Below are 21,312 nucleotides of genomic sequence, written 5' to 3'. Positions count from 1 at the left end.
CGTCGTCAGCTGCCCAGCACCAGCAGCAACGCGGTGGTGAGCAGGCCAGCGCCGAGCACCACGATGATCGGGCGGGGCCCGAGCACCGCGTGCCGGCGATCGGCCAACACCCGCGCCGGCACCAGGCCGACAAGCGGCCCGCACAGGGTCACCACAAGCGCCAACACCGGCATTCCGACCGCCAGATCACCGCCGTACCCGACGCCGAGCGCCCGCGCGCCGACACCCAGCGCGTACGCCAGCACGGCGCCGGCCACACCGCACAGCGCCAGCAGCGGGTTAGCCGAGCCCGGCAGCTCGCCCGGCTGCCCCGCCCGGTTGAGCAGGTCGCGTGCTCGGCCGAGCAGCAGCACCGGGTCGGTGGCCCCGCTGCCGGCCGCCGGCGCGGTTGGCCCGGCGAGCCGGCGAGCGCCCAGCCGGACCCGCACCTGCTGCCACAGGTGCGCCACCTCGGCGTCGACGCGTTCCTGCTCCTCGCGGGCGGCGACCAACTCCTCCTCGGCGCGGCGCACCTGCTCGGCGGCGTCGGCGACGGCGCGTTCGGCAGCCGCGCACTGCCGCTCGTACCAGGTGTGCGCCTCGGCGCGCTGTTCGCGTACCCGCGCGGTCAGCTCGGCCAGCCGACGCAACTGCGCCGCGTACGTCTCACTTGTCACCGGTTGGTTCATCGCGACGGACCATAAGGGATGATCACCTGGCCGGTGCGGTGCACCGCCCGGTCGAAGAAGAGCCCGCGCCACGGGCGGGGATACCAGTCCGGGCCACCGGTGCCCGGATAGAGCGACGATCCCAGTTCGTCGCCGTGCGCGTCGAGCGCCACCCAGGCGCCGATCTGGTCGGTACGGGCCCCCGGACCGCCGAGGTCGGCGCGCATTCGCGCCACCCCCCGCCACCAGGCCAGCACGTGGGTCCGCCGCTCCGGCCCGTCGTGCAGGATCCGGCGCAGATGCTCCAGGCCGGTACGCCGAGCGGCCCGCGTCGCAAGCGCCCCGGCGGCCGCGTCGACGGCGAACAGCAGCAGGTAGTGCGGGCTGCCGGGGCCGGTGAGCCCGTCGGCCGTCTCGGCCATCAACTCGCCGACGGTCTCCTCGTCGTACCAGGCGGCGTCGTCGGCCAGGTCGTCGTAGAGCGCGCGGGCGACGGCGTCGGCGTCCGGGTCGAGGCAGGCGATGGAGAACCGGGCGGTGCCGGGCGGGTGCTGACGGGCCAGTGACCGGGCCGCCGCGTCCAGCACCGCGCACGCCTCGTCCACACGCGTGCCCAGCACCGCGAGGTTGCGGCCCGGGGCGCGCGGCAGCCGCAGCGCCGCCGAGCGGGCCTGCACGTCGATGATCTCGCCGAGCAGGGCCACCGGGTTGCGGGGCGAACGCCCGTCCGGTGGCACCGTGAACGCCCGGAAGTCCGGGGCGTCGGTCAGCCGGGGGATCGCGTCGCCGTCGAAGAGCCGGGCCGGCGCCGCGTCAGCCGGGCGCATCCGCCACAGACGGTGCTGCAGGGTGCTCCACGTCTCCCAGTCGCTCGCCGCCGGGATCCGGGCGACCTCGTTGCCCTCCACCATGCCCGACTCGGCGTTGACCACTGCGTGCCAGCGCGGCAGCGACTGCGCCGCGTCGTTGCGTTCGGCGAGGATCCGCAACGCCTTGGGCAGCGCGATGCGCAGCGCGAACTGGGCGACAAGCGCCGGGCGACCCCACAGCGCCTCGATGCCCCGTACGTCCTGCGAGGCGAGCACCAGGTGGATGCCCTGCGAGCGGCCCCGCCGGGCCAGGTCCTCCAGCAGGTCGGCCGCCTCCCGGGCGACCACGTCCCGGCCGGCCAGCAGCATCTGGAACTCGTCGACCACCGCGACGATCCGGGGCCAGTGCCCCGTCGGGTCGACCGCACGCAGCTCGGCCAGCTTGGTGACCTCGTGCTTCTTGGCCGCGTCGGCGCGTCGGCGCAGCTCCTCGGTGAGGAAGCGCAGCAGCGCCAGCCCGAACTCCCGGTCGGTGTTGACGTTGATCCCGACCAGCCGCATGTGCGGCAGCCAGCTCGGGTCCCGCCGGCCCTGCGCGAACCGGGCGAAGGACACCCCCTCCTTGAAGTCCAGCAGATAGAACTCCAGCTCGGCGGGGGAGTAGCGGGCGGCGAGGGCGCCGATCCACGCGAAGATCAGGTTGGTCTTGCCGGTGCCGGACGGCCCACCGATGAGGGCGTGCGGCGGATAGTCACCAAGGGTCAGCCGGACCGCCCGGCCCTGCGGTCCCTCACCGATCGGTGCGGTCAGGCCGCCGGCCGAATCCTCCCGCCACATCAGCTCCGGCGGCGGCAGCAGGTCGTCGAACGGGGCCGGCGGCGGCCCGGCGTTCACCTGGGCGGCGATCGCCCGGCAGGTCTCCGTGACAAGCGCGGCCGGCGGCGGCGGGTCCAGCCGCACCGGCAGGCCGGACGGGCCGCCGATCCGGGTGCCCGACGTGTCGGCCACCACCCGGGTCACCGTCGGGTCGTCCGGCAGCGGTACGCCCCGGACCACGAGGTGCACCCCGCAGGCGGCCCCGGTGCGGACCACCCTGTCGAGTTGCCCGCGCTCGTGCCGGTTGAGCTCGTCGCCGCCGAGCAGCACCGCCACCCGCCACGGCTCGGGACGGCGGCCGGTCGCGGCGGCCAACTCCCGCAGTGAGCCGTGCTCACCGGCCAGCACCGTCTCGTTGATCCGGCGGATCTGCTCGACCAGGTCGTCCAGCAGCGATCCCAGCCCGCCGGGGCCGACGAATGTGAGCAGCCCCGCGGTGCCCAGGGGCGCGAACCCGGCCAGGCCACCGCCGAGGTGCTCCGGGTCGTACCCGATCAGTCGGACCGCCCCCGGCTCGGCGCGGCCGGCGGCCCGCAGCAGCAGCGCGGACACGACAGCGTCGCAGCCGGCGCGGTCGTCCCCGGCGAGGTGCACGTGCCCGGCGTCGAGCAGCGGCACCAGCGCGGGCACCGGGTCGACCTCGTCGATCGGGACGGTGCCGACCCGCAGCGAACCGGGCGGCTCGGCCCGCCGGGCGGGCGTGGGTCGCCAGCCCGGCCAGTCGGCACCCGCGCAGCCCGGAGCCTCCCGTCGGGCGGCGTCGGCGGCATGGCGGGCCAACTCGGCGATCCGGGAGGCATACCGGGTGTCGATCTCGGCGAGGCGGCGGTCCCGCTGACCGCCCACCCGCTCCGGCACGGCCGCGGCCGCCCGGCGGACCCGGACCAACCGCTCCCGGCCGGCGGTCAGGTCGGCCTGCGCGGCGGACAGCCGGGTACGGGTGGCACCGAGCGCCTCGGCGAGCGTGTCCCGGACCCGTGCGGCGAGCTGGCTGCGCCGGTCAGCCATCGGAGCCCCGGCGGGCCGGCGCGTCCCGCCAGGGGCTGCCGGCACGCGGCGGCATCCCGGTGGCGTGCTGGCGGCCACCGCTGCCACCGGAGGCATCCGGACCCTGCCGCACAGCGCCCGGACCCTGCCGCACAGCGCCCGGACCCTGCCGTTCCGCGCCCGGACGGTGGCCACCAGCCGGCCGCGGAACGGCGGCGGCCTGATTGCCTGCGGCAGAGGGCGGCGGGCCAGTGGCGGCGCGCTGCGGGTCGGCGGTGGCCGGTGTCGGGCCGGAGGGCAGGTCGCGGCCCAGCCGGGCAAGCAGCAGCCCGGCTGCCACGCCGGCGGTCACCGCGGAGTCGGCGGCGTGCGGAGGCTCCCCGGACGACCGCGGTGGAGGCATCCGGCACACCCGGGACAGCAGCGTCTCCAGCACCGGCGATGGCAGCCCGGGAAGCAGGTCGCGAACCCGTCCGTCCAGCTCACCGCGCAGCCGCGCGAGGTCGGCGGCGCGTGGCGGATGCCCCAGCAACTCGCCGGCCAGCTCGCGCAGCAGCGGCGGGGCCAGCGCGGCCATCCCCAGGCCGACGTCGGCTTGCGCTCGGCGCAGTTCGGTGCGCAGCCGGTCCCGGTCCCCGGCGCGGACCCCGCGCACCACCCGACGCAGCAACTCGTGGGTGTCGTCCAGTCGTTCGTCGGGTTCGTCGGCGCCGCCGTCTCGCCCGCCGGTCAGCTCCGTCACCCGCACCGACCACCAGCGGCGCATCCGAACCTGCTCGGCAGTCTCCGGCGCGACAGTGGTCGGCCCGGCCTCCGGCGGCGTGTCGTGTCGTGTCGCACGCTGCTCCGGGCGGGGTGGTGGCGCGCCGTCGCCGGCCAGCCCGATCGCCGCCAGGTACGCCGAGAGCTGCTCCTGCGCCACCCGCAGCGCGTAGTTGGCGCTCTCGGCGTGCTCGGTGGCTGCGGACAGCTCGGGCACTCCCATCGGGTTTGCCGACTCCTGCCGCACCCAGCGCAACCGCTCGGCGGCCAGGCCGAACTTCTCCAGCGCCTGCCCGAGCAGCCCCATCGGGAACTCCTCGCTGGCGGCGCGGACCTGCCCACCGACGTCCTCGATGATGGACATGGCGGCCTACAGGGTGGCGACGTAGAGCTGCGCCTGCTCCACCGCGACAAGTGTCGCGGCGAGACACTCCTCCAGCTCCTGGCTGGCCTGGGTCAGCGACGCCTGTGCCGCCTCCACCGTCTCGTGCCCACTGCCCTCCAGCGCGCCGGCGAGGGTCTGCTGGGCCTCGGACAGTTTCTCGCCGGCGGCCTGCACGGCTGTCTGCCCGTCACCGATCTGTTGGAGGGCGACATCGATGGCAGCCTTCAGCTCGGCGACGCTCGCCACGGTGGAACCTCCTGGGGGCGGGGAGATCTCCATTAGAGCCTATCGGCGATCGTGGGAAAACCTCCGCCCTGGTGGTGTTCCTGCCCGGCTGTCCGGTTGCCGCCCTGAAGTGCCGGGAGTCCGTTCTGTGGGAGTCCCAGTGCGAGAACTTCTCAAGTGTTGGCGGGGGCGTCGCGGAGCCAGCGCGGGCCGTACACCTCGGCGCCCAGCGCCGTGACACGCTCGCGTAGCTCCCGATCGGCGGTGACCACAAGCCGTCGGCGCTGCGGCGCGGCCTGCACCAACTCGACCACCGCGTCGTCGCCCGAACCGGGGGCGGAGACCACCCGGACGTCGTCGATGCCGGGCACGTCCCGCGCCGCGCCCTCGACCACGAGCACGACCTCGACGGGTGCCGTCAGCCGGGCGGGCAGGCCTGTCGCGGCCACCGGCGCGAGGGAGTCCCGCAGCCGGGCGGCGGCCCCGGCCCTGTCCCGCCACCACCCGTTCGGCCGGGAGCCCACCACATTGGCGCCGTCCACGATCAGTAGCGGGTTCTCATTCATGCCGCAAGCCTGCCACCACCGGCCGGTGTCGGGCCGACGCCACTCCAGAACGCCGCCGCGCCACTACTCCGGGGTGTTTGTCGGGCCGGGTGCCGGGTAGCCCCTGCCGACCATGCCGCGCCCGACTGCGGAGGACAGACATGATGGGACCCGGTGACGCTGGCTCCGACCCGTGGGACGAATTCCTGGCCCGATATTTCGGCCGGGGTGAGGGAGGACGACGGCCACCGCACCGGGTCGACATCACCCGACTGATGACCGCCGACGCGCGGGAGATGCTTGCCGACGCGGCCCGGCGGGCCGCGCAACGGCAGAGCAACGACCTGGACACCGATCACCTGCTCTGGGCGGCGCTGCAACGCGAACCCCTGCGTGACCTGGTGAGCCGGGCCGGCGCCGACCCGGACACCCTGCTCAACGCGCTCGGTGGCAAGGGCGACGGCGCGCCGCGCGGGGAGGTGCCGCCCAACCTGTCGTTGACGCCAGCCGCCAAGCGGGCGCTGCTCGACGCCCACCAGTTGTCCCGGGCGATGGGCGCCAACTACATCGGCCCCGAGCACATCCTGATGGCGCTGCCGCTCAACCCGGAGTCACCAGCCGGGCGGATGCTCGCCGCCGGTCGGATCCAGCCCGAGTCGTTGCAGGCCGCCAACGCCGAGCGCGGGCCGATGAACGGCCCGAAGCCGGATCGCGGCACGCCCACCCTGGACCAGTACGGGCAGGACCTCACCGACCTGGCCCGCGCCGACCAGATCGACCCGGTGATCGGGCGGGCCGACGAGATCGAGCAGGCCGTGGAGATCCTGTCCCGGCGTACCAAGAACAACCCCGTCCTGATCGGCGAGGCAGGTGTCGGTAAGACCGCGATCGTCGAGGGCCTGGCCGAGCGGATCTGCGACGGCGACGTGCCGCAGACCCTGCTCGGCAAGCGGGTGGTCCAGCTCGACCTGGCCGGCCTGGTCGCCGGCACCCGCTACCGGGGCGACTTCGAGGAGCGGCTCAAGAAGGTGATCGACGAGATCCGGGCGCACCGCGACGAGCTGATCGTCTTCCTGGACGAGATCCACACCCTGGTCGGGGCCGGCGGCGCCGGCAGCGAGGGCGGGATGGACGCGTCGAACATGCTCAAGCCCGCGCTGGCCCGAGGCGAGCTGCGGGTGATCGGCGCGACCACACTCGACGAGTACCGCAAGAGCATCGAGAAGGACGCCGCGCTGGCCCGCCGCTTCCAGCCGGTGCTGGTGCCCGAGCCGGGCGTGGACGACACCATCGCCATCCTGCGCGGCCTGCGCGACAGGTACGAGGCGCACCACCAGGTGCGGTTCACCGACGAGGCGCTCGTCGCCGCCGCCGAGCTCTCCGACAGGTACGTCACCGACCGGTTCCTGCCGGACAAGGCCATCGACCTGATCGACCAGTCCGGCGCCCGGGTCCGGCTGCGCACCCGTACCCCCGCCTCGGACGTGCGGGAGCTGGAACGGGAACTCGACGAGGTGCGCCGGGACAAGGAACAGGCCGTCACCGACGAGCAGTACGAGCGGGCCTCGGCGTTGCGCGACAGGATCGCCGAGCTGGAGCAGGAGATGAGCCGCGCCAACGGCGACGACGGCACCTCGTCGCAGGTGCCCGAGGTGGGGCCGCAGGAGATTGCCGAGGTGGTCTCCCGGGCCACCGGCATCCCGGTCAGCCAGCTCACCGAGGAGGAGCGGGATCGGCTACTGCGCCTGGAGGGGCACCTGCACGAGAAGGTGGTCGGCCAGGACGACGCGGTCACCGCCGTCGCCGAGGCGGTGCGTCGCTCCCGCGCCGGGCTTGCCGACCCGAACCGGCCGATGGGCAGTTTCCTGTTCCTCGGCCCCACCGGCGTCGGCAAGACGGAGCTGGCCCGCGCGCTGGCCGAGGCGCTGTTCGGTGAGGCGGACCGGATGGTCCGGGTGGACATGAGCGAGTTCCAGGAGCGGCACACCGTCAGCCGGCTCGTCGGCGCCCCACCCGGGTACGTCGGCTACGAGGAGGCCGGCCAGCTCACCGAGGCGGTACGTCGCCGACCGTACGCGGTGGTGCTGCTCGACGAGATCGAGAAGGCGCACCCGGACGTCTTCAACATCCTGCTCCAGGTGCTCGACGACGGGCGGCTGACCGACAGTCAGGGCCGGACGGTGAACTTCAAGAACACCGTACTGATCATGACGAGCAACCTCGGCTCCGAGCTGATCACGGGCAGTCAGCGCAGTGTCGGCTTCGGCACCGGCGCGCCCGGCAGCGAGCAGGAGAACGACGAGCTGCGGGAGCGGCTGATGCGCCGCCTTCAGGAGAACTTCCGGCCGGAGTTCCTCAACCGCATCGACGAGATCATCATCTTCCGCCGGCTGGAGGCCGAGCAGTTGCGCGACATCACCGCGCTGCTGCTGGAGGACACCCGCCGCCGGCTGCACGCCCAGGACATCCAGGTGGAGTTCGCCACGGCCGGCATCGACTGGCTCGCCGAGCACGGCTACCAGCCGGAGTTCGGTGCCCGTCCGCTGCGCCGGGTGATCCAGCGGGAGGTCGACAACCACCTGTCCCGGATGCTGCTGGAGTCGGCGATCTCACCCGGGCAGAAGGTCGTCGTGGATGCCCGCGACGGGCAGCTCACCTTCGACGTCAGCGCGGGGGAGCGGGGCTACACCGCCGCCACGACCTCGCATCCACGATGAGCCCGGCGGAACGACGACCGCAGCCCGAGGAGCCGCACACGCCCACGGAGCCTCCGGACGACGACGAGCATCCCGACCCGATCCCGGCGTCGCCGACCGCGAACCCCCGCCGGACGCGGGTGCCGCCGGAGGGCCTGCATCCGAAGACCGACCAGGACGACCCGGAGACGTCCGGGCCGCCGCCCGGAGAGGAGACCTGATGGTACGAGAGACTCGGCTCGACCCCGAGGTGGAGGTGCTCTGGGAGGACTTCCACGCCGAGGTCAACGTCCCGTCGGAGAAGCTGCGCAGTTGGCTTCTGACCCGGGGGTCCGGCGAGGAGGCGTTCGGGTCGAATCCGGACCTCGACCTGCCCCAGCCCGGCCGGGAGATCCTCAAGGTGCTCAACAAGCGCAAGGTCGACCTCACGCCGGACGACATCGAGGTGATGCGGGAGGCGGTCGAGCGGATCCGCGAGCTGATGGACGCCAAGCCGCCCCGCGGCAACGCCGACGACACCTGGCGGCACTCGCTGCTCGACCTGGGTCACGACCCGCTCGTCGAACGCTGAGCGTGCCATGCGCGACGGTGCCGTCCCGAGCGGGGACGGCACCGTCGCGCGTGACGCTACTGGCCCTGGTCGGGCTCCAGGCTGCCGATGGTCAGGCCTGCCGCGTCGGCGGCGGCGTCCCGGTCGCCGCGGGTCTGGTCCTCCCTGGTGAGCAGGTTGGCATACTCGGTGATGTCGGCGGGGTCGGGCACCTCCGGCAGCCGGCGCAGGAACGCCTCCACCGCCCGGGTGGCGGCGGTGTGCGCGGCGGCGGCCTGGCGGAGCAGTTCCCGGTCGTCGGCGGGCGGGTAGAGATCGGTCATGTCCGCCAGATACCCGGACGGCGGCGGTTCGCACCGCCGCCGGCCAGCGAGTACCCGGCCGGTCGGAATCAGACCCCGCTGGGCTGTCGGACACCGAACCCGGGATTGCGCAGCAGCCAGTCCAGGTAGGTGGGGTGCGGCGCCAGCGAGTCGGTGTACGCCGCCTTGGCAGTCGCCAACAGCAACTCGGCGTCGCGTGCGGCGAGCGAGTCGGGGTGCCATCCCAGCAGCAGCCGCCACCGCAGGGGGACCCCGGCCAGCCGTCGGGTCACCAGGCCGGCCACCGGACGGAACGTCGCCTGGCACAGAGCCACCGCCACGCCGGCGTCGACCAGGTCGACGCAGCCCCGGATGTCGGTCTCGTACACCTTGCGGGGGGTGAAGCCGGCGCGGGCGCAGGCGGTCGCGAAGCAGTCGCTGAAGCAGCCGTCGCCGGGCGCGGCCACCCACTGCTCGTGGCGCAGGTCCGCCAGGCGCACCTCGTCGCGCTCGGCGAGCGGGTGGGTCTCGGGCAGCAGCACCAACACCGGGTCGACGGCCACCTCCCGCCAGCTCAACCCGAACTCGGCCGACGGCGTGGCGTCACCGCACACGCCGGCCAGCGCGAAGTCCAACCGCCCGCCGGCCACCAACTGCGCCAGCTCGTCCACCGACCAGGAGGCGTACGTGGTGACTTGGGCCGGCGGCTGCTCGGCGGCCAGCCGGTGCACCAACCGGCCCAGGATCGGGCTGTTCACCCCGCCGAGGCGGTAGCCGCGCGGCGCGTCACCGGCACCGGCCAGGCGGGCCGCCTCGTCCTGTAGGCCCTTCATGGCCGGCAGCAGCACCCGGGCACGGGCGAGCACCAGCTCACCGAGCGCCGTGGGCCGGGCGCCGCGCCGGTCCCTGTCGAACAACGGACCGCCAAGTGTCCGTTCGATCCGCTGGAGCTGGGCGGTGAGCGCTGGTTGGGCGAGCCCCAGCGCCGACGCCGCCTTGGTCACGCTCCCGGTCTCCGCGATCGCGCAGACCACCCGCAGATGGCGTAGCTCCAGGTTCATAGGGTGACGGTAGGACCACGCCGCAGCCTGCGGAAGAGCCGGAGCGAATCGGTGAGATTGAATGCACTGGCGTCGTCGGCGCGTCTCAGTCGCGCGGCGGCTCCGGCAGGTCCGCCAGGTACGTCGGTCGGCGGGTCACCGCGTCGCGGACCTTGTCCACCACGCCCACCGCCGGCTCGACGATCCGGTTCCACGGCGGCGTGGCGGGGGTGCCCGGGTGCGGCCGGGTCGGTGCCGCCTCCTCGGCGATCTCCAGCCGGTTACCCAGCCGGATCAGCTCCTCCGGGGTGGCCACCGCGCGCAGCTCGGTGACGAGTGCGCCCACCCCGTCGACGTGCCGGCGGACCCGCGCGGCGACATCGGTAAGCGTCTCGTCGGTCACACCCTTGAGGGCGGCCAGCAGCCCGGCGTCGCCGTCGATCTCCGCGTCCACAAGCTCGGCCCGCGCCGGCAGCGCCGCCCGCACCGCCGGAAGCAGGTACTGCTCCTCGGCCGACAGGTGCCGCGACAGGGCGGCGGTGAGCACGACCAGCCCGTCCCGCGGCGCGGCACCCGGACCGGTCAGCTGGTCCAGCAGCGCCAGCAGTTGCCGGTGCTCGTGGTCCACGATGTCGGCGATGCTGCGGCCACCAGGCCGGTAACCCTCGTCGGGGGCGGGCGCGGGCGGCAGCGATGGTAGCGGGACGGCGGACATGGTGCCCTCCTCGACTGGCGGGCGGAAGCTCCGACAGGGGGACGTGCGGTCGTGGGCGGCGGTACCCGTAAGCGGGTGCCGCGAAACCGTCGCACGGATCCGCCGGCCTGAATGTCCGACCACGGCGCGTCCCGCACCGGCCCGGATCCCGCGCCACACCGCGCCAGTGTGCCGACCCGCCGACGGCCCCGGGCTGGTATGAAGGGGCGATGACGAGCGACGCCGCCTCCGCACGACCGGACCCCACCGCAGAGGTCGTGGACCTCTGCCGCGACCTGCTGCGCATCGACACCACGAACACGGGGGACAACGACACAAGCGTCGGCGAGCGCCTCGCGGCCGAGTACGTGGCGGAGAAGCTCGCCGAGGTGGGCGTCGAGGCGGTCTTGCACGAGTCCGCGCCGGGCCGGTCGAACGTCGTGGCCCGCATCCCCGGCACCGACCCGAGCCGGGGCGCGCTGCTTGTGCACGGCCACCTCGACGTGGTGCCCGCCGACGCCGACGAGTGGTCGGTGCACCCGTTCTCCGGCGAGGTGCGCGACGGCTACCTGTGGGGCCGGGGCGCCATCGACATGAAGGACTTCGACGCGATGGTGCTCGCCGTGGTGCGGCACTGGCAGCGCACCGGCGTACGTCCCCCGCGCGACATCGTGCTCGCGTACACCGCCGACGAGGAGGCGGGCAGCGACTACGGCGCACGCTTCCTGGTGGACAACCACCGGGACCTCTTCGACGGCTGCACGGAGGCGATCGGCGAGGTCGGCGGCTTCTCCTACTCGGTGAACGACAGCCAGCGGCTCTATCTCATCGAGACCGCCGAGAAGGGCATCGACTGGCTGCGGCTGCACGCCAAGGGTCGCCCCGGGCACGGCTCGATGATGCACGACGACAACGCGGTCACCGCGCTGGCCGAGGCGGTGGCCCGGATCGGCCGGCACCGCTTCCCGGTGGTGGTCACCGACACCGTGCGGGCGTTCCTGGAGGAGGTCTCCGACCTGCTCGGCATCGAGCTGGACCCGGAGGACCCGGAGACGGCAATCGCCAAGCTCGGCCCGATCGCCAACATCATCGGCGCGACCATCCGCAACACGGCGAACCCGACGCGTCTGGACGCCGGCTACAAGGACAACGTGATCCCCGGCCGGGCCACCGCCACCATCGACTGCCGCAGCCTGCCGGGCCAGTCCGAGCTGCTGGAGCGGCAGTTGCGCGAGCTGGTCGGCCCGGACATCGCCATCGAGTACATCCAGCGGCAGCCGGCGTTGGAGACCACCTTCGACGGCGATCTGGTCGAGGCCATGTCGGCGGCGCTGCGCGCCGAGGACCCGGGCGCCCGACCGGTGCCGTACATGCTCTCCGGCGGCACCGACGCCAAGGCGTTCGCCCATCTCGGCATCCGCTGCTTCGGGTTCGCCCCGCTGCGGCTGCCCGCCGACCTCAACTTCTCCGCGTTGTTCCATGGCATCGACGAGCGCGTTCCGGTCGACGGACTACAGTTCGGCGTGCGGGTTCTCGACCGGTTCCTGCGCACTTGCTAGCCGTGTCCGGTAACCGCACCCGGCGCGTTACCACCCCATCGGAAGGGACTGCCCCACATGACCGACCAGCACGGTGAGCTGGACGCCGCTCTCGAGCGCGTGATCGAAGCGGCCCGCCACCACCTGGCCGCCGTACGCGCCGCGCAGGGCCGCGTCGACGACGACGACGTCTGGCAGGCGTACGTGGCGTTGAACAACGCGTCCTTCGCCTACGACGAGCAGTTGCTCGACGCGTTCGGCGAGGTGACGCCGTGGGACGTCGACTCGATCGACCCGGACGAGGCCGACGAGCGTTTCGCCGGCGGCGACGGCGCCGAGGCCAGCGACCCGCACCCCCGCGTGATCTCGGTGCGCCAGCGCCGCGACTACCGGGTGCCGAGCGTCTCCGCGCTGCTGCGCGCCGCCGAGGCGGCCCGCCGCGAGGGCACCCCGGAGGACGACGAGCCGGCGCCGGTGGAGGGTGTCGGCGAGGCGGTGCTGGAGCTGCTCCAGAGCGGCGACGGCTCGCTGGGCGCGCTCGACGTGCCCGAGTTGGAGCCCCTCGACGGCGTGGTCATGGTCAGCGAGGTGGGCACACCTGTCGACCTGGAGTCGTTCGACGACGACGACGCGGTCGGCCCGTTCCAGCCGGCGGCCGACGACCGGCTTGTCGGTCGACTCGACGAGCACCCGTTCCTGGAGCTGGACGACGACCACGACCACGCCGGGCACCAGCACTAGACGAGCGATCCCCGACGCCGGGATGCGGTCGGCCTGCCTGTCGGCGGGCCGGCCGCGCGGCAGCGTCCGGGCAGGGCACCTCCATGGCGTGATTCCGCTCCGGCATCGTGATGCCGGAGCGGAATCACGCGGATGAGGGCGGTGGTCGTTCGTTGCCGCCGGGCCCGTGCGTCCGCCGATCGCTCCCGCGAACGCGTCAGTACGACAGGCCCGGCTGCGGCTGGTTGACCCGCCGACGGCGCAGCACCACCTGCCGCGTCCCATCGCGGAACAGCCGCACCCGGGCCAACTCCCATCCCGAGAACTCCGCCTGGATCGCCAACTGCGCCGCGGCGGTCAACCGGTCGACGTTCGGCGGCAGCCGCAGCGGCGCGTATTCGTAGTCCATGCCACCCATGCTGCCCAGCCCAGCGGCTGTTCGCCACCCCCTCAGGGGTGACCGACGCCGCTGCCGCGGCCGGGCGGCGCTCGACGGGTCAGCCGTCGCGCTCCGGGTAGCCCACCGGTACGGCGGAGACGTCGTCGAGCGCCGTGGTGATCTCCTCGGGCAGGGTGATCCGCTCCACCTGGAGCGCGCCGAGCAGTTGCCCGACCGTCCGGGCACCGAGGATCGGGGCGGTCACCCCGGGCCGATCCCGGATCCAGGCCAGCGCCACCTCCAGCGGCGAGACTCCCAGCCCGGCGGCAGCGGTCGCCACCGCCTCCACGATGCTTGAGCACCGTGGCTCCAGGTACGTCGCCACGAACCGCTCGAAGTGCGGCGAGGCGGCCCGGGAGTCGGCCGGACGGCCGTGCCGGTATTTCCCGGTGAGCACGCCCCGGCCCAGCGGCGACCAGGGCAGCACGCCGAGGCCGAGCGCGCCGCACGCCGGCAGCACCTCGCGTTCCACGCCCCGCTCCAGCAGTGAGTACTCCACCTGGGCGGCGACCACCGGCGCGCGACCCGGCCAGGCGGTCTGCCAGGCGGCGGCCCGTGCGGTCTGCCAGCCGGAGAAGTTCGACACCCCGACGTAGCGGACCTTGCCGCTGGCGACCGCGTGGTCCAGCGCGGCAAGGGTCTCCTCCAGCGGGGTGTCCGGGTCGTACCCGTGCACCTGAAACAGGTCGACGTGGTCGGTGCCGAGCCGTCGCAGCGACGCGTCCAGGGTGCGCAGCAGGTGGCCCCGGGAGCCGTCGCGGCGGCGCCCGCTGCCGGGGCGCAACCCGGCCTTGGTGGCGATCAACAGCTCGTCGCGGGGGACGAGGCTGCCCAGCAGCGACCCGATCACCGACTCGGCGTCGCCGTCGCCGTACACGTCGGCGGTGTCGATCAGGTTGCCGCCCGCGTCCAGGTAACTCTTCAGCTGGGCGGCCGCATCGTCGGCGTCGGTGTCCCGGCCCCAGGTCATGGTGCCGAGCGCGAGCCGGGAAACCGCCAGCCCGCTTCGGCCGAGCGGTCGCTGTTGCATGGGTGAACCTTATTTCGAACCTGCCGCCACGGATATCCTCGCTCCCGTCAACTCTGCCGGTTCTGCCGGTTCCGCCTGCGGCGGGTGCCTCTACCGGCGAGGGATCATTGGCGGTGAGCCGGTGATGAGACCCGATTGCGGCATTGCGTAACCTGGTGCGACCTGTGCCACGGATGGGGGAGGACCAGTGCGACTCGGGCTAAGCCTCGGATACCAGACAGCGTGGAGCACACCAGCCGATCACCTGGCACTTGCCCAGGAAGCGGACCGGCTCGGCTTCTCGGTGGTGTGGGCGGCGGAGGCCTACGGCTCCGATTCGCCAAGCATGCTCGCCTGGATGGCCGGTCAGACCGAACGGATCGACGTGGGCGCCGCGGTGATGCAGATCCCCGCGCGTACGCCGGCGGCCACCGCGATGACGGCCGCCACGATCGACGCGCTCTCCGGCGGCCGGTTCCGGCTCGGCCTCGGCGTGTCCGGGCCGCAGGTCTCCGAGGGTTGGCACGGGGTGCGCTTCGCCAAGCCGCTGGCCCGCACCCGCGAGTTCGTCGACATCGTCAAGTTGGCCATCGCCCGCAAGGAGGTGGCGTACGACGGCGAGCACTACACGCTGCCGCTGCCCGACGGCCCCGGCAAGGCGTTGCGGTTGAGCTTCCACCCGCCCCGCGAGCACATCCCGATCTATCTGGCCGCCGTCGGCCCCAAGAACCTGGAGTTGGCCGGCGAGATCGCCGACGGCTGGCTGGCCGTGTTCTACGCCCCGGAGTACGCCGAGGAGCACCTCGCCTCGGTCGCCGCCGGGCGGGCCAAGGTCGGCAAGGAGTTGGCCGGCTTCGACGTGGTGCCGTCCGTGCCGGTGGTGATCGGTGACGATGTGGCGTCCTGCGCCGAGTTGGTGCGCTGGTACGCCGCGCTCTACGTCGGCGGGATGGGCAGCCGCAAGCAGAACTTCTACAACCAGCTCGCGACCCGGATGGGCTACGGCGACGCCGCCCGCGAGGTGCAGGACCTCTACCTGGCCAAGCGGCAGCGGGACGCGGCCGCCGCGGTGCCTATGGAGTTCATCGACCGCACCTCGCTGCTCGGTCCGAAGGAGCGCATCGCCGAGCGGATGCGCGAGTACGCCGCGTCCGGGGTGACGACGCTGTCCGTGAGCCTGTTCGTGGCCGATCGGGACTCCGGGGTGCAGACCCTGCGGACCGTCGCCGAGGCGTTCGACCTTTCGGGAGTCGGGGAGTGACCTGGGTCGAGGCCATCGTCCTGGGCATCGTCCAGGGGCTGACCGAGTTCCTGCCGGTCAGTTCGTCGGGGCATCTGCGGATCACCTCGGCGATCTTCTTCGACCGTGACGCCGGGGCGTCGTTCACGGCGGTCACCCAGCTCGGCACCGAGGCGGCCGTGCTGATCTACTTCGCCAAGGACATCTGGCGGATCACCCGGACCTGGCTGGTCGGGATCAGGGACAAGTCGGTCCGGTCCAGCCTCGACTACCGGATGGGCTGGTACGTCATCGTCGGTTCGATCCCGATCGGGCTGTTCGGGTTCGTCTTCAAGGATCAGATCAAGACGGCCGGGCGCAACCTGTGGGTGGTGGCGACCACGCTCATCGTTTTCGCGTTCGTGTTGGCGTTCGCCGAGTACTGGGGGCGGCAGACCCGCACACTGGAGAACTTCCGGATGAAGGACGGCGTGGTGATGGGTTTCGCCCAGGCCATGGCGCTGATCCCCGGGGTGTCCCGCTCGGGCGGCACGCTCACCGCCGGTCTGCTGCTCAACCTGACCCGGGAGGCGGCGGCGCGGTACTCGTTCCTGCTTGCCATTCCGGCGGTGGTGATGTCGGGGGTGTTCAGCCTCGGGGACGTCTTCGAGCCGTCCGCGCCGGGCACCTCCACGCCGTCCGTGGCGCAGATGATCGTGGCCACGGTGATCGCCTTCGGCATCGGGTACGCGGCCATCGCCTGGCTGCTGCGCTATGTCGCGCACCACACCCTGTACGTCTTCGTGCTGTACCGGGTCGCGCTGGGCACCCTGGTTCTCGCGCTGCTGATGACGGGCACGGTAAGCGCCACCTGATCCCCTCCGCGCTCCCGCCGGCCTCCGACCCCGCAGTGGGGTTCGGAGGCCGGCGTCGTACATTCTCCGCATTTCGGATAAGCCGCTCAGAGCGCACCTAGTCTTTCCCTGTCGGGGCGACGTCTCGGGCGAGACGTGCCGTCAGCTCGCGGGAGAGGGGCGACCGTGACCGCCAGCGGCGCGAAGCGCGGGCGGGGGAGGCCGCCGAGACGCAACCTCGTCGCGGTCCTCTCGATCGTCGTGTTCTCCGGCGCGTTCTTCGGCTACGACCAGGGCGTCATCAGCGGAGCTCTGCGCGACATCCGGCAGACCTTCGACGCCGACACCTTCGCCGTCGAGGTGGCGGCGAGTTGGGTGACCCCCGGCGCGCTTGTGGGCGCCCTGGTCGGTGGTCACCTGGCGGACCGGATCGGTCGCCGGGGGGCGTTGTGGGTCGCCGCCGCCACGTTCGCGGTGGGCACCATCGCGCAGGCGTCCGCGCCGGTGATCGGGGTCATGTTCGGTGCGCGGCTGATCCTCGGTCTCGGCATCGGCGTGGCCTCGGTGGCCGGGCCGATGTACGCGGCGGAGGCGGCGCCGGAACGGATCCGGGGCAGTCTGCTCGCGGTCTACCAGTTCTCCACCACGTTCGCCATCTTCATCGGCTATCTGGCCGACGAACTGTTCGAGGCGGGCAACTCGTGGCGTTATCTGCTGGCGGCGGCGGTGTTGCTGGGTGTGGCCCTGGCCCTGGTGACCACGGTGATCCCCGACTCGGCCGTCTGGTACTTCGGGCGGGGGGACAGACGCCGGGCGGAGGCGTCGTTGGCGGCGACAGTGCCGGCGCAGAAGGTGCCCCACCGGCTGGAGGCCATCGAGAAGAGCCTCGCGGCCGGTCAGGCGGGTTGGCGGGAGGTGCTCTCGCCGCAGTGGCGGCGTCCGTTGGCGCTGGGTGTGGGCCTGGCGCTGTTCCAGCAGCTCACCGGGATCAACGGGATCATCTACTACGCTGACTCGATCTTCTCGGCCGCCGGGTTCCACACCCCGCAGGCGCAACTGGCCGCCACCACCTGGGCGATCGGCGGGGTCGACTCGCTCTTCACGCTTGTCGCGGTCGCCTTCCTGGATCGGCTCGGTCGACGGCCGTTGCTGCTGGTCGGGCTGCTGGGCATGGCGGTGTCGCTCGTCGTGGTGAGCGTCAGCTTCGCGAAGATGGCCCCGGGGGCGCAGACCGCCGGAGCGACAGGGCACCATCCCACCGACGCGGGCATCTTCCTGCTCGTGGGTGTGGTCATGTTCGTGGCGTTCTACGCGATGTCGATCGGCCCCGTCGCCTGGACGGTCATCAACGAGATCTTCCCGGGCCGCATCCGGGGCCGGTGCGTGGCGATCGCCTCGGCCACGCACTGGGGTTCGGAGTACCTCATCACGCAGTTCTTCCTGAGCATGCTCGACGCTCTGGGGCGGTCGGGCGTGTTCGCGCTCTTCGCCGGCACCTGCGTGCTCGGGTTCCTGTTCGTGTGGCGCTACCTGCCGGAGACGAAGGGCAAGACCCTCGAGCAGATCCAGCAGGTGTGGCAGACCGACGATCGGGCCCGTCGCCCGCATCGTGCCGACGGCGGGTCGCGCTGATTCGTGGGCTTCTGACCCGCGACGCAGCGACGAGGCGTACGTTCGAGCTGAAGCCGCCCAAAACGGATCTGTAGGACAAAGCGTCCTATTAGGGTCGAGCGTTGGCGCTCACCCGATGGCGAGTCCGTTCGGCGGGACGGCGGCGCCCCGACCGACAGTCGTGAAGGACCAGGACAGTGCATCTGACACCAAGGGAATTCGACAAGCTGACGATCCTCTCGATGGCAGTCGTCGCCAATGCCCGGAAGGCCAGGGGGGTCAAGCTCAACCACCCCGAGGCCGTCGCGGTGATCTGCGCCGCCGCCCTGGAGGGCGCCCGGGATGGCAAGACCGTCGAAGAGGTCATGAACGACGCCCGCAGCACTCTCAGTGCCGACGACGTGATGCCCGGCGTGCCGGACATGTTGCCCATGATCCAGGTCGAGGCCGTGTTCACCGACGGCTCGCGGCTGGTCACCGTGCACTCACCGATCCGATAGGCGCAGCAGCGCAGACGCGGTCTCCAGGAAGGCGGAGCAGAAATGACCAAGCAGCATCCCGGACCCAACTCAAAGCACCTCCGACCCATCGGCGGCTACATCCTCAGCGACCAACCGTTGGAGTTGAACGCGGGTCGGCCAGTCACGGAGATCGTCGTCCAGAACACCGGTGACCGGCCGATCCAGATCGGCTCGCACTTCCATTTCTTCGAGACCAACCGGATGCTCGCGTTCGACCGCGAGGCGGCTTTCGGCAAGCGGCTGAACATTCCGGCCACGACGTCCATCCGCTTCGAGCCGGGTGACAAGAAGACTGTGCAGCTCATTCCGTATGGCGGGTTGCAGCGCGTGTACGGGTTCAACGGCCTGGTGCAGGGGTGGACGGGCAGCCAGTCGGCGCCGAGCTATCGACCGGACCGGACCGAGGCGATCCACAACGCCAAGACTCGGGGCTTCAAGTTCGGCCCGGAGCAGCAGGACAACTCCAAGGGCAAGAAATAGCAGAGCGACTATCCCCGCAGGGCTGCCAGCCTCGGGCAGGAGAGATGATTCGATGAGCCAGATTTCGCGGCAAGAGTATTCCGGGATGTTCGGCCCCACGACGGGCGACCAGATCAGGCTCGGCGACACCGACCTGCACATCGAGATCGAGAAGGACCTGCGGGTCCTCGGCGACGAGGTGATGTACGGCGGCGGCAAGACGCTGCGCGACGGCATGGGCGTGCACAACCAGTACACGAACGCCGAGGGCGGCCTGGACCTGGTCATCACGAACGTGACGATCGTCGACGCGGTCCTCGGGGTGGTCAAGGCCGACGTCGGTGTCAAGAACGGCAAGATCGCCGGCATCGGCAAGGCCGGCAACCCGAACACAATGGACGGGGTCACCCCCGAGTTGATCACCGGGCCGGGCACCGAGGCCATCTCCGGCGAGCACCTCATCCTGACCGCCGGCGGCATCGACGCGCACGTGCACCTGGTGACGCCGTTCCAGGCGCAGGCGGCCCTGAGCAACGGCGTGACGACCCTCTGGGGTGGCGGCACGGGGCCGACGGACAGCACCAACGGCGTCACCATCACCCCCGGTCCGTGGAACATCCAGGCGATGATGCGGGCCTTCGAGAACATCCCTGTCAACATCGGCCTGATGGCCCGGGGCAACAGCACCGGCCGGGCGCCGCTCGTGGAGCAGATCATGGCCGGCGCGCCGAGCTTCAAGATCCACGAGGACTGGGGTGCGCCGCCCGCGGTGATCCGCGCCTGCCTGGACGTCGCCGACGAGTTCGACGTGCAGGTGAGCATCCACACGGACACCCTCAACGAGAGCGGCTACCTGGAGGACAGCGTCGCCGCGTTCGAGGGCCGGACCATCCACACCTTCCACACCGAGGGCGCCGGCGGTGGGCACGCGCCGGATGTCATCAAGATCGCCAGCCAGATGAACGTGCTGCCCAGCTCGACAACGCCGACGGTGCCGTACGGCATCAACAGCCAGGCAGAGCTGTACGACATGATCATGGTTTGTCACAACTTCAACCCGCAGGTCCCCTCGGACGTGGCATTCGTCGAGAGCCGGATCCGGACCGAGACGATCGCGGCCGAGGACGTCCTGCTCGACGAGGGCGTCATCTCGATGATGCAGAGCGACTCGCAGGCCATGGGACGCGTCGGCGAGACCTGGCTGCGGTCCATCCAGCTCGCCGGGCAGATGAAGGCCGTGCGCGGCAAGCTCGCCGAGGACTCCAGCGCCAACGACAACTTCCGGGTGCTGCGGTACGTCGCCAAGATGACCATCAACCCGGCGATCACCCAGGGGATCTCGCACGTCGTCGGCTCGGTGACGCCGGGCAAGATGGCCGACCTGGTGCTCTGGGAGCCGGCCTTCTTCGGCACGAAGCCCAAGATGGTCCTCAAGGGCGGCATGATCGCCTGGTCGATCATGGGCGACCCGAACGCCTCGCTGCCGACACCCCAGCCGGTCTACTACCGGCCGTCCTTCGGCGCGATGGGCAGCCAGCTCGCCCGCAACTGCGTGACATTCGTGTCCCGGGCCGCCCACGAGGCCGGCGTCGCCGAAGAGCTGGGCCTGCAACGGCAGGTCATCCCTGTGTACCGGACCCGGAGCCTCACCAAGCGGGACATGGTCCGCAACGACCGCACCCCCAAGCTCGAGGTCGACCCGGAGACCTTCGCGGTGACGATGGACGGCGTGCACGCGACAGTGCCGCCGGCCCGGACCCTGCCGATGAGCCAGCTCTACTTCTTCAGCTGACATTCCCCCGCACGCCCGCATCGCCGTGCGCGGCTGCGGCGTACCAACGGAAAGGAGAGGCCCGTGCTCGTCGAGACGGTGCTGGGCAACATGAACGAGCCGGACTGGATGCTGCGGCTGAAGGAAGCGCGCATCGACGACCTGGTCCTCGACCAGTGGGACGCCCAGAAGAGCCGCATCCGCAAGATGACAAGTTCCGGGGCCGAGCTGTCGGTCTCGCTGGCGCGGGGCGTCCGGCTGCGCGACGGCGACGTCCTGGCCTGGGACGACCTGAGCGCCACAGCTGTGGTAGCCCGTGTGCAGTTGGGCGAGGTGATGGTGGTGCACCTCGACAAGTTGCGCGGCGAGTCGGCGGAGCTGCTCATCCGCTCGGCAGTCGAACTCGGTCACGCGATCGGCAACCAGCACTGGCCGGCGGTGGTCAAGGGCACCAAGATGTACGTCCCGCTGACAGTGGACCGCAAGGTCATGGACTCGGTGATGCGCACCCACGCGTTCACCGGCATCACCCACGAGTTCGTCCCCGGCACCGAGGTCATCGCGTACCTCGCGCCGCACGAGTCGCGGCGGTTGTTCGGTGGCGCCGACTCGACGCCGCACTCCCATCTCCCCGCCGACCTCAACTGAGCGGG

General features: G+C 71.9%; 21 protein-coding genes and 1 pseudogene. 12 read left to right on the top strand and 10 right to left on the bottom strand.

The annotated features are described in order from the left end of the window. Positions 1 to 5: 5 nt before the first annotated feature. The 5 genes from ACFY2Q_RS20425 to ACFY2Q_RS20405 all read right to left on the bottom strand — a co-directional run bounded on the left by ACFY2Q_RS20425 (position 6) and on the right by ACFY2Q_RS20405 (position 5,257). Positions 6 to 668, bottom strand: coding sequence for a hypothetical protein (locus ACFY2Q_RS20425; protein WP_387132427.1), 663 nt, complete (start codon positions 666 to 668; stop codon positions 6 to 8). After that, positions 665 to 3,340 carry an FtsK/SpoIIIE domain-containing protein gene (locus tag ACFY2Q_RS20420; protein ID WP_387132426.1) on the bottom strand — a complete coding sequence of 892 codons (2,676 nt, stop codon included), beginning with the start codon at positions 3,338 to 3,340 and terminating at the stop codon, positions 665 to 667. Before ACFY2Q_RS20420 ends, ACFY2Q_RS20425 begins: the two co-directional genes overlap by 4 nt. Continuing rightward, positions 3,333 to 4,445 carry a hypothetical protein gene (locus tag ACFY2Q_RS20415; protein ID WP_387132424.1) on the bottom strand — a complete coding sequence of 371 codons (1,113 nt, stop codon included), beginning with the start codon at positions 4,443 to 4,445 and terminating at the stop codon, positions 3,333 to 3,335. Before ACFY2Q_RS20415 ends, ACFY2Q_RS20420 begins: the two co-directional genes overlap by 8 nt. Positions 4,446 to 4,451: 6 nt before the next feature. Further along, positions 4,452 to 4,712, bottom strand: a complete 261-nt coding sequence (locus ACFY2Q_RS20410) for a hypothetical protein (RefSeq protein ID WP_130400840.1) — start codon at positions 4,710 to 4,712, stop codon at positions 4,452 to 4,454. Between the two features lie 152 nt (positions 4,713 to 4,864). Further along, on the bottom strand, positions 4,865 to 5,257 hold the full coding sequence (locus tag ACFY2Q_RS20405; RefSeq protein WP_387132422.1) for a hypothetical protein: 393 nt from the start codon (positions 5,255 to 5,257) through the stop codon (positions 4,865 to 4,867). A gap of 140 nt (positions 5,258 to 5,397) precedes the next feature. Here ACFY2Q_RS20405 and ACFY2Q_RS20400 point away from each other — a divergent pair, with 140 nt between their 5' ends. From ACFY2Q_RS20400 to ACFY2Q_RS20390, 3 genes are read left to right on the top strand one after another with little or no spacing between them, the layout of a single operon-like run. Then, entirely contained in the window at positions 5,398 to 7,953 is a 2,556-nt protein-coding gene (locus tag ACFY2Q_RS20400; RefSeq protein WP_387132420.1) for an ATP-dependent Clp protease ATP-binding subunit, read from the top strand. Then, positions 7,950 to 8,153 carry a hypothetical protein gene (locus ACFY2Q_RS20395; RefSeq protein WP_387132419.1) on the top strand — a complete coding sequence of 68 codons (204 nt, stop codon included), beginning with the start codon at positions 7,950 to 7,952 and terminating at the stop codon, positions 8,151 to 8,153. The genes ACFY2Q_RS20400 and ACFY2Q_RS20395 overlap by 4 nt, the downstream gene beginning before the upstream one ends. Beyond that, entirely contained in the window at positions 8,153 to 8,503 is a 351-nt protein-coding gene (locus tag ACFY2Q_RS20390; RefSeq protein ID WP_387132417.1) for a DUF3140 domain-containing protein, read from the top strand. Before ACFY2Q_RS20395 ends, ACFY2Q_RS20390 begins: the two co-directional genes overlap by 1 nt. A gap of 56 nt (positions 8,504 to 8,559) precedes the next feature. On the opposite strand, the gene ACFY2Q_RS20385 is transcribed toward ACFY2Q_RS20390, so the two are convergent. From ACFY2Q_RS20385 to ACFY2Q_RS20375, 3 genes are all read right to left on the bottom strand, one after another. Continuing rightward, entirely contained in the window at positions 8,560 to 8,805 is a 246-nt protein-coding gene (locus tag ACFY2Q_RS20385; protein ID WP_387132415.1) for a hypothetical protein, read from the bottom strand. Positions 8,806 to 8,873: 68 nt separating this feature from the next. After that, positions 8,874 to 9,845: a LysR family transcriptional regulator gene (locus ACFY2Q_RS20380; protein ID WP_387132413.1), complete on the bottom strand. Its 972-nt coding sequence runs from the start codon at positions 9,843 to 9,845 to the stop codon at positions 8,874 to 8,876. Between the two features lie 85 nt (positions 9,846 to 9,930). Continuing rightward, the gene (locus ACFY2Q_RS20375; protein WP_387132411.1) at positions 9,931 to 10,539 is read right to left on the bottom strand and encodes a hemerythrin domain-containing protein; all 609 of its coding nucleotides are present in this window, start codon (positions 10,537 to 10,539) and stop codon (positions 9,931 to 9,933) included. 209 nt (positions 10,540 to 10,748) lie between these two features. Between ACFY2Q_RS20375 and ACFY2Q_RS20370 the strand changes: the two genes are divergently transcribed. Further along, positions 10,749 to 12,077, top strand: a complete 1,329-nt coding sequence (locus ACFY2Q_RS20370; protein ID WP_387132410.1) for a M20/M25/M40 family metallo-hydrolase — start codon at positions 10,749 to 10,751, stop codon at positions 12,075 to 12,077. Positions 12,078 to 12,134: 57 nt separating this feature from the next. After that, complete coding sequence (locus tag ACFY2Q_RS20365; RefSeq protein WP_387132409.1) at positions 12,135 to 12,797, top strand: hypothetical protein; 663 nt, start codon at positions 12,135 to 12,137, stop codon at positions 12,795 to 12,797. A 196-nt stretch (positions 12,798 to 12,993) separates the two neighbouring features. Here ACFY2Q_RS20365 and ACFY2Q_RS20360 read toward each other — a convergent pair whose 3' ends face one another. Together ACFY2Q_RS20360 and ACFY2Q_RS20355 are read right to left on the bottom strand one after the other, a co-directional pair. Further along, positions 12,994 to 13,185, bottom strand: a complete 192-nt coding sequence (locus tag ACFY2Q_RS20360) for a DUF5703 family protein (RefSeq protein ID WP_053655860.1) — start codon at positions 13,183 to 13,185, stop codon at positions 12,994 to 12,996. Positions 13,186 to 13,273: 88 nt separating this feature from the next. After that, positions 13,274 to 14,245: an aldo/keto reductase gene (locus ACFY2Q_RS20355; RefSeq protein WP_387132406.1), complete on the bottom strand. Its 972-nt coding sequence runs from the start codon at positions 14,243 to 14,245 to the stop codon at positions 13,274 to 13,276. A gap of 187 nt (positions 14,246 to 14,432) precedes the next feature. On the opposite strand from ACFY2Q_RS20355, the gene ACFY2Q_RS20350 reads away from it, so the two are divergent. The 7 genes and pseudogenes from ACFY2Q_RS20350 to ureE all read left to right on the top strand — a co-directional run bounded on the left by ACFY2Q_RS20350 (position 14,433) and on the right by ureE (position 21,307). Further along, positions 14,433 to 15,485, top strand: a complete 1,053-nt coding sequence (locus ACFY2Q_RS20350; RefSeq protein ID WP_387132404.1) for an LLM class F420-dependent oxidoreductase — start codon at positions 14,433 to 14,435, stop codon at positions 15,483 to 15,485. Beyond that, entirely contained in the window at positions 15,482 to 16,318 is an 837-nt protein-coding gene (locus tag ACFY2Q_RS20345; RefSeq protein WP_387132402.1) for an undecaprenyl-diphosphate phosphatase, read from the top strand. The genes ACFY2Q_RS20350 and ACFY2Q_RS20345 overlap by 4 nt, the downstream gene beginning before the upstream one ends. Before the next feature lie 165 nt (positions 16,319 to 16,483). Beyond that, the gene (locus tag ACFY2Q_RS20340) at positions 16,484 to 17,929 is read left to right on the top strand and encodes a sugar porter family MFS transporter (RefSeq protein ID WP_387132400.1); all 1,446 of its coding nucleotides are present in this window, start codon (positions 16,484 to 16,486) and stop codon (positions 17,927 to 17,929) included. A 176-nt stretch (positions 17,930 to 18,105) separates the two neighbouring features. After that, positions 18,106 to 18,408, top strand: coding sequence for an urease subunit gamma (locus tag ACFY2Q_RS20335; RefSeq protein ID WP_387132398.1), 303 nt, complete (start codon positions 18,106 to 18,108; stop codon positions 18,406 to 18,408). Between the two features lie 42 nt (positions 18,409 to 18,450). Then, positions 18,451 to 18,786, top strand: a pseudogene (locus ACFY2Q_RS20330) (urease subunit beta); the annotation flags it as partial. 175 nt (positions 18,787 to 18,961) lie between these two features. Beyond that, positions 18,962 to 20,680, top strand: a complete 1,719-nt coding sequence (locus tag ACFY2Q_RS20325) for an urease subunit alpha (RefSeq protein ID WP_387132396.1) — start codon at positions 18,962 to 18,964, stop codon at positions 20,678 to 20,680. A gap of 63 nt (positions 20,681 to 20,743) precedes the next feature. Continuing rightward, the gene (gene ureE, locus ACFY2Q_RS20320) at positions 20,744 to 21,307 is read left to right on the top strand and encodes an urease accessory protein UreE (RefSeq protein ID WP_387132394.1); all 564 of its coding nucleotides are present in this window, start codon (positions 20,744 to 20,746) and stop codon (positions 21,305 to 21,307) included. Positions 21,308 to 21,312: the final 5 nt, after the last annotated feature.

This window comes from Micromonospora sp. NPDC000316 (assembly GCF_042898885.1).
Classification (GTDB): domain Bacteria; phylum Actinomycetota; class Actinomycetes; order Mycobacteriales; family Micromonosporaceae; genus Micromonospora.
The sequence above is the reverse complement of the archived record's forward strand: the minus strand, read 5'-3'. Positions and strand labels throughout refer to the sequence as shown.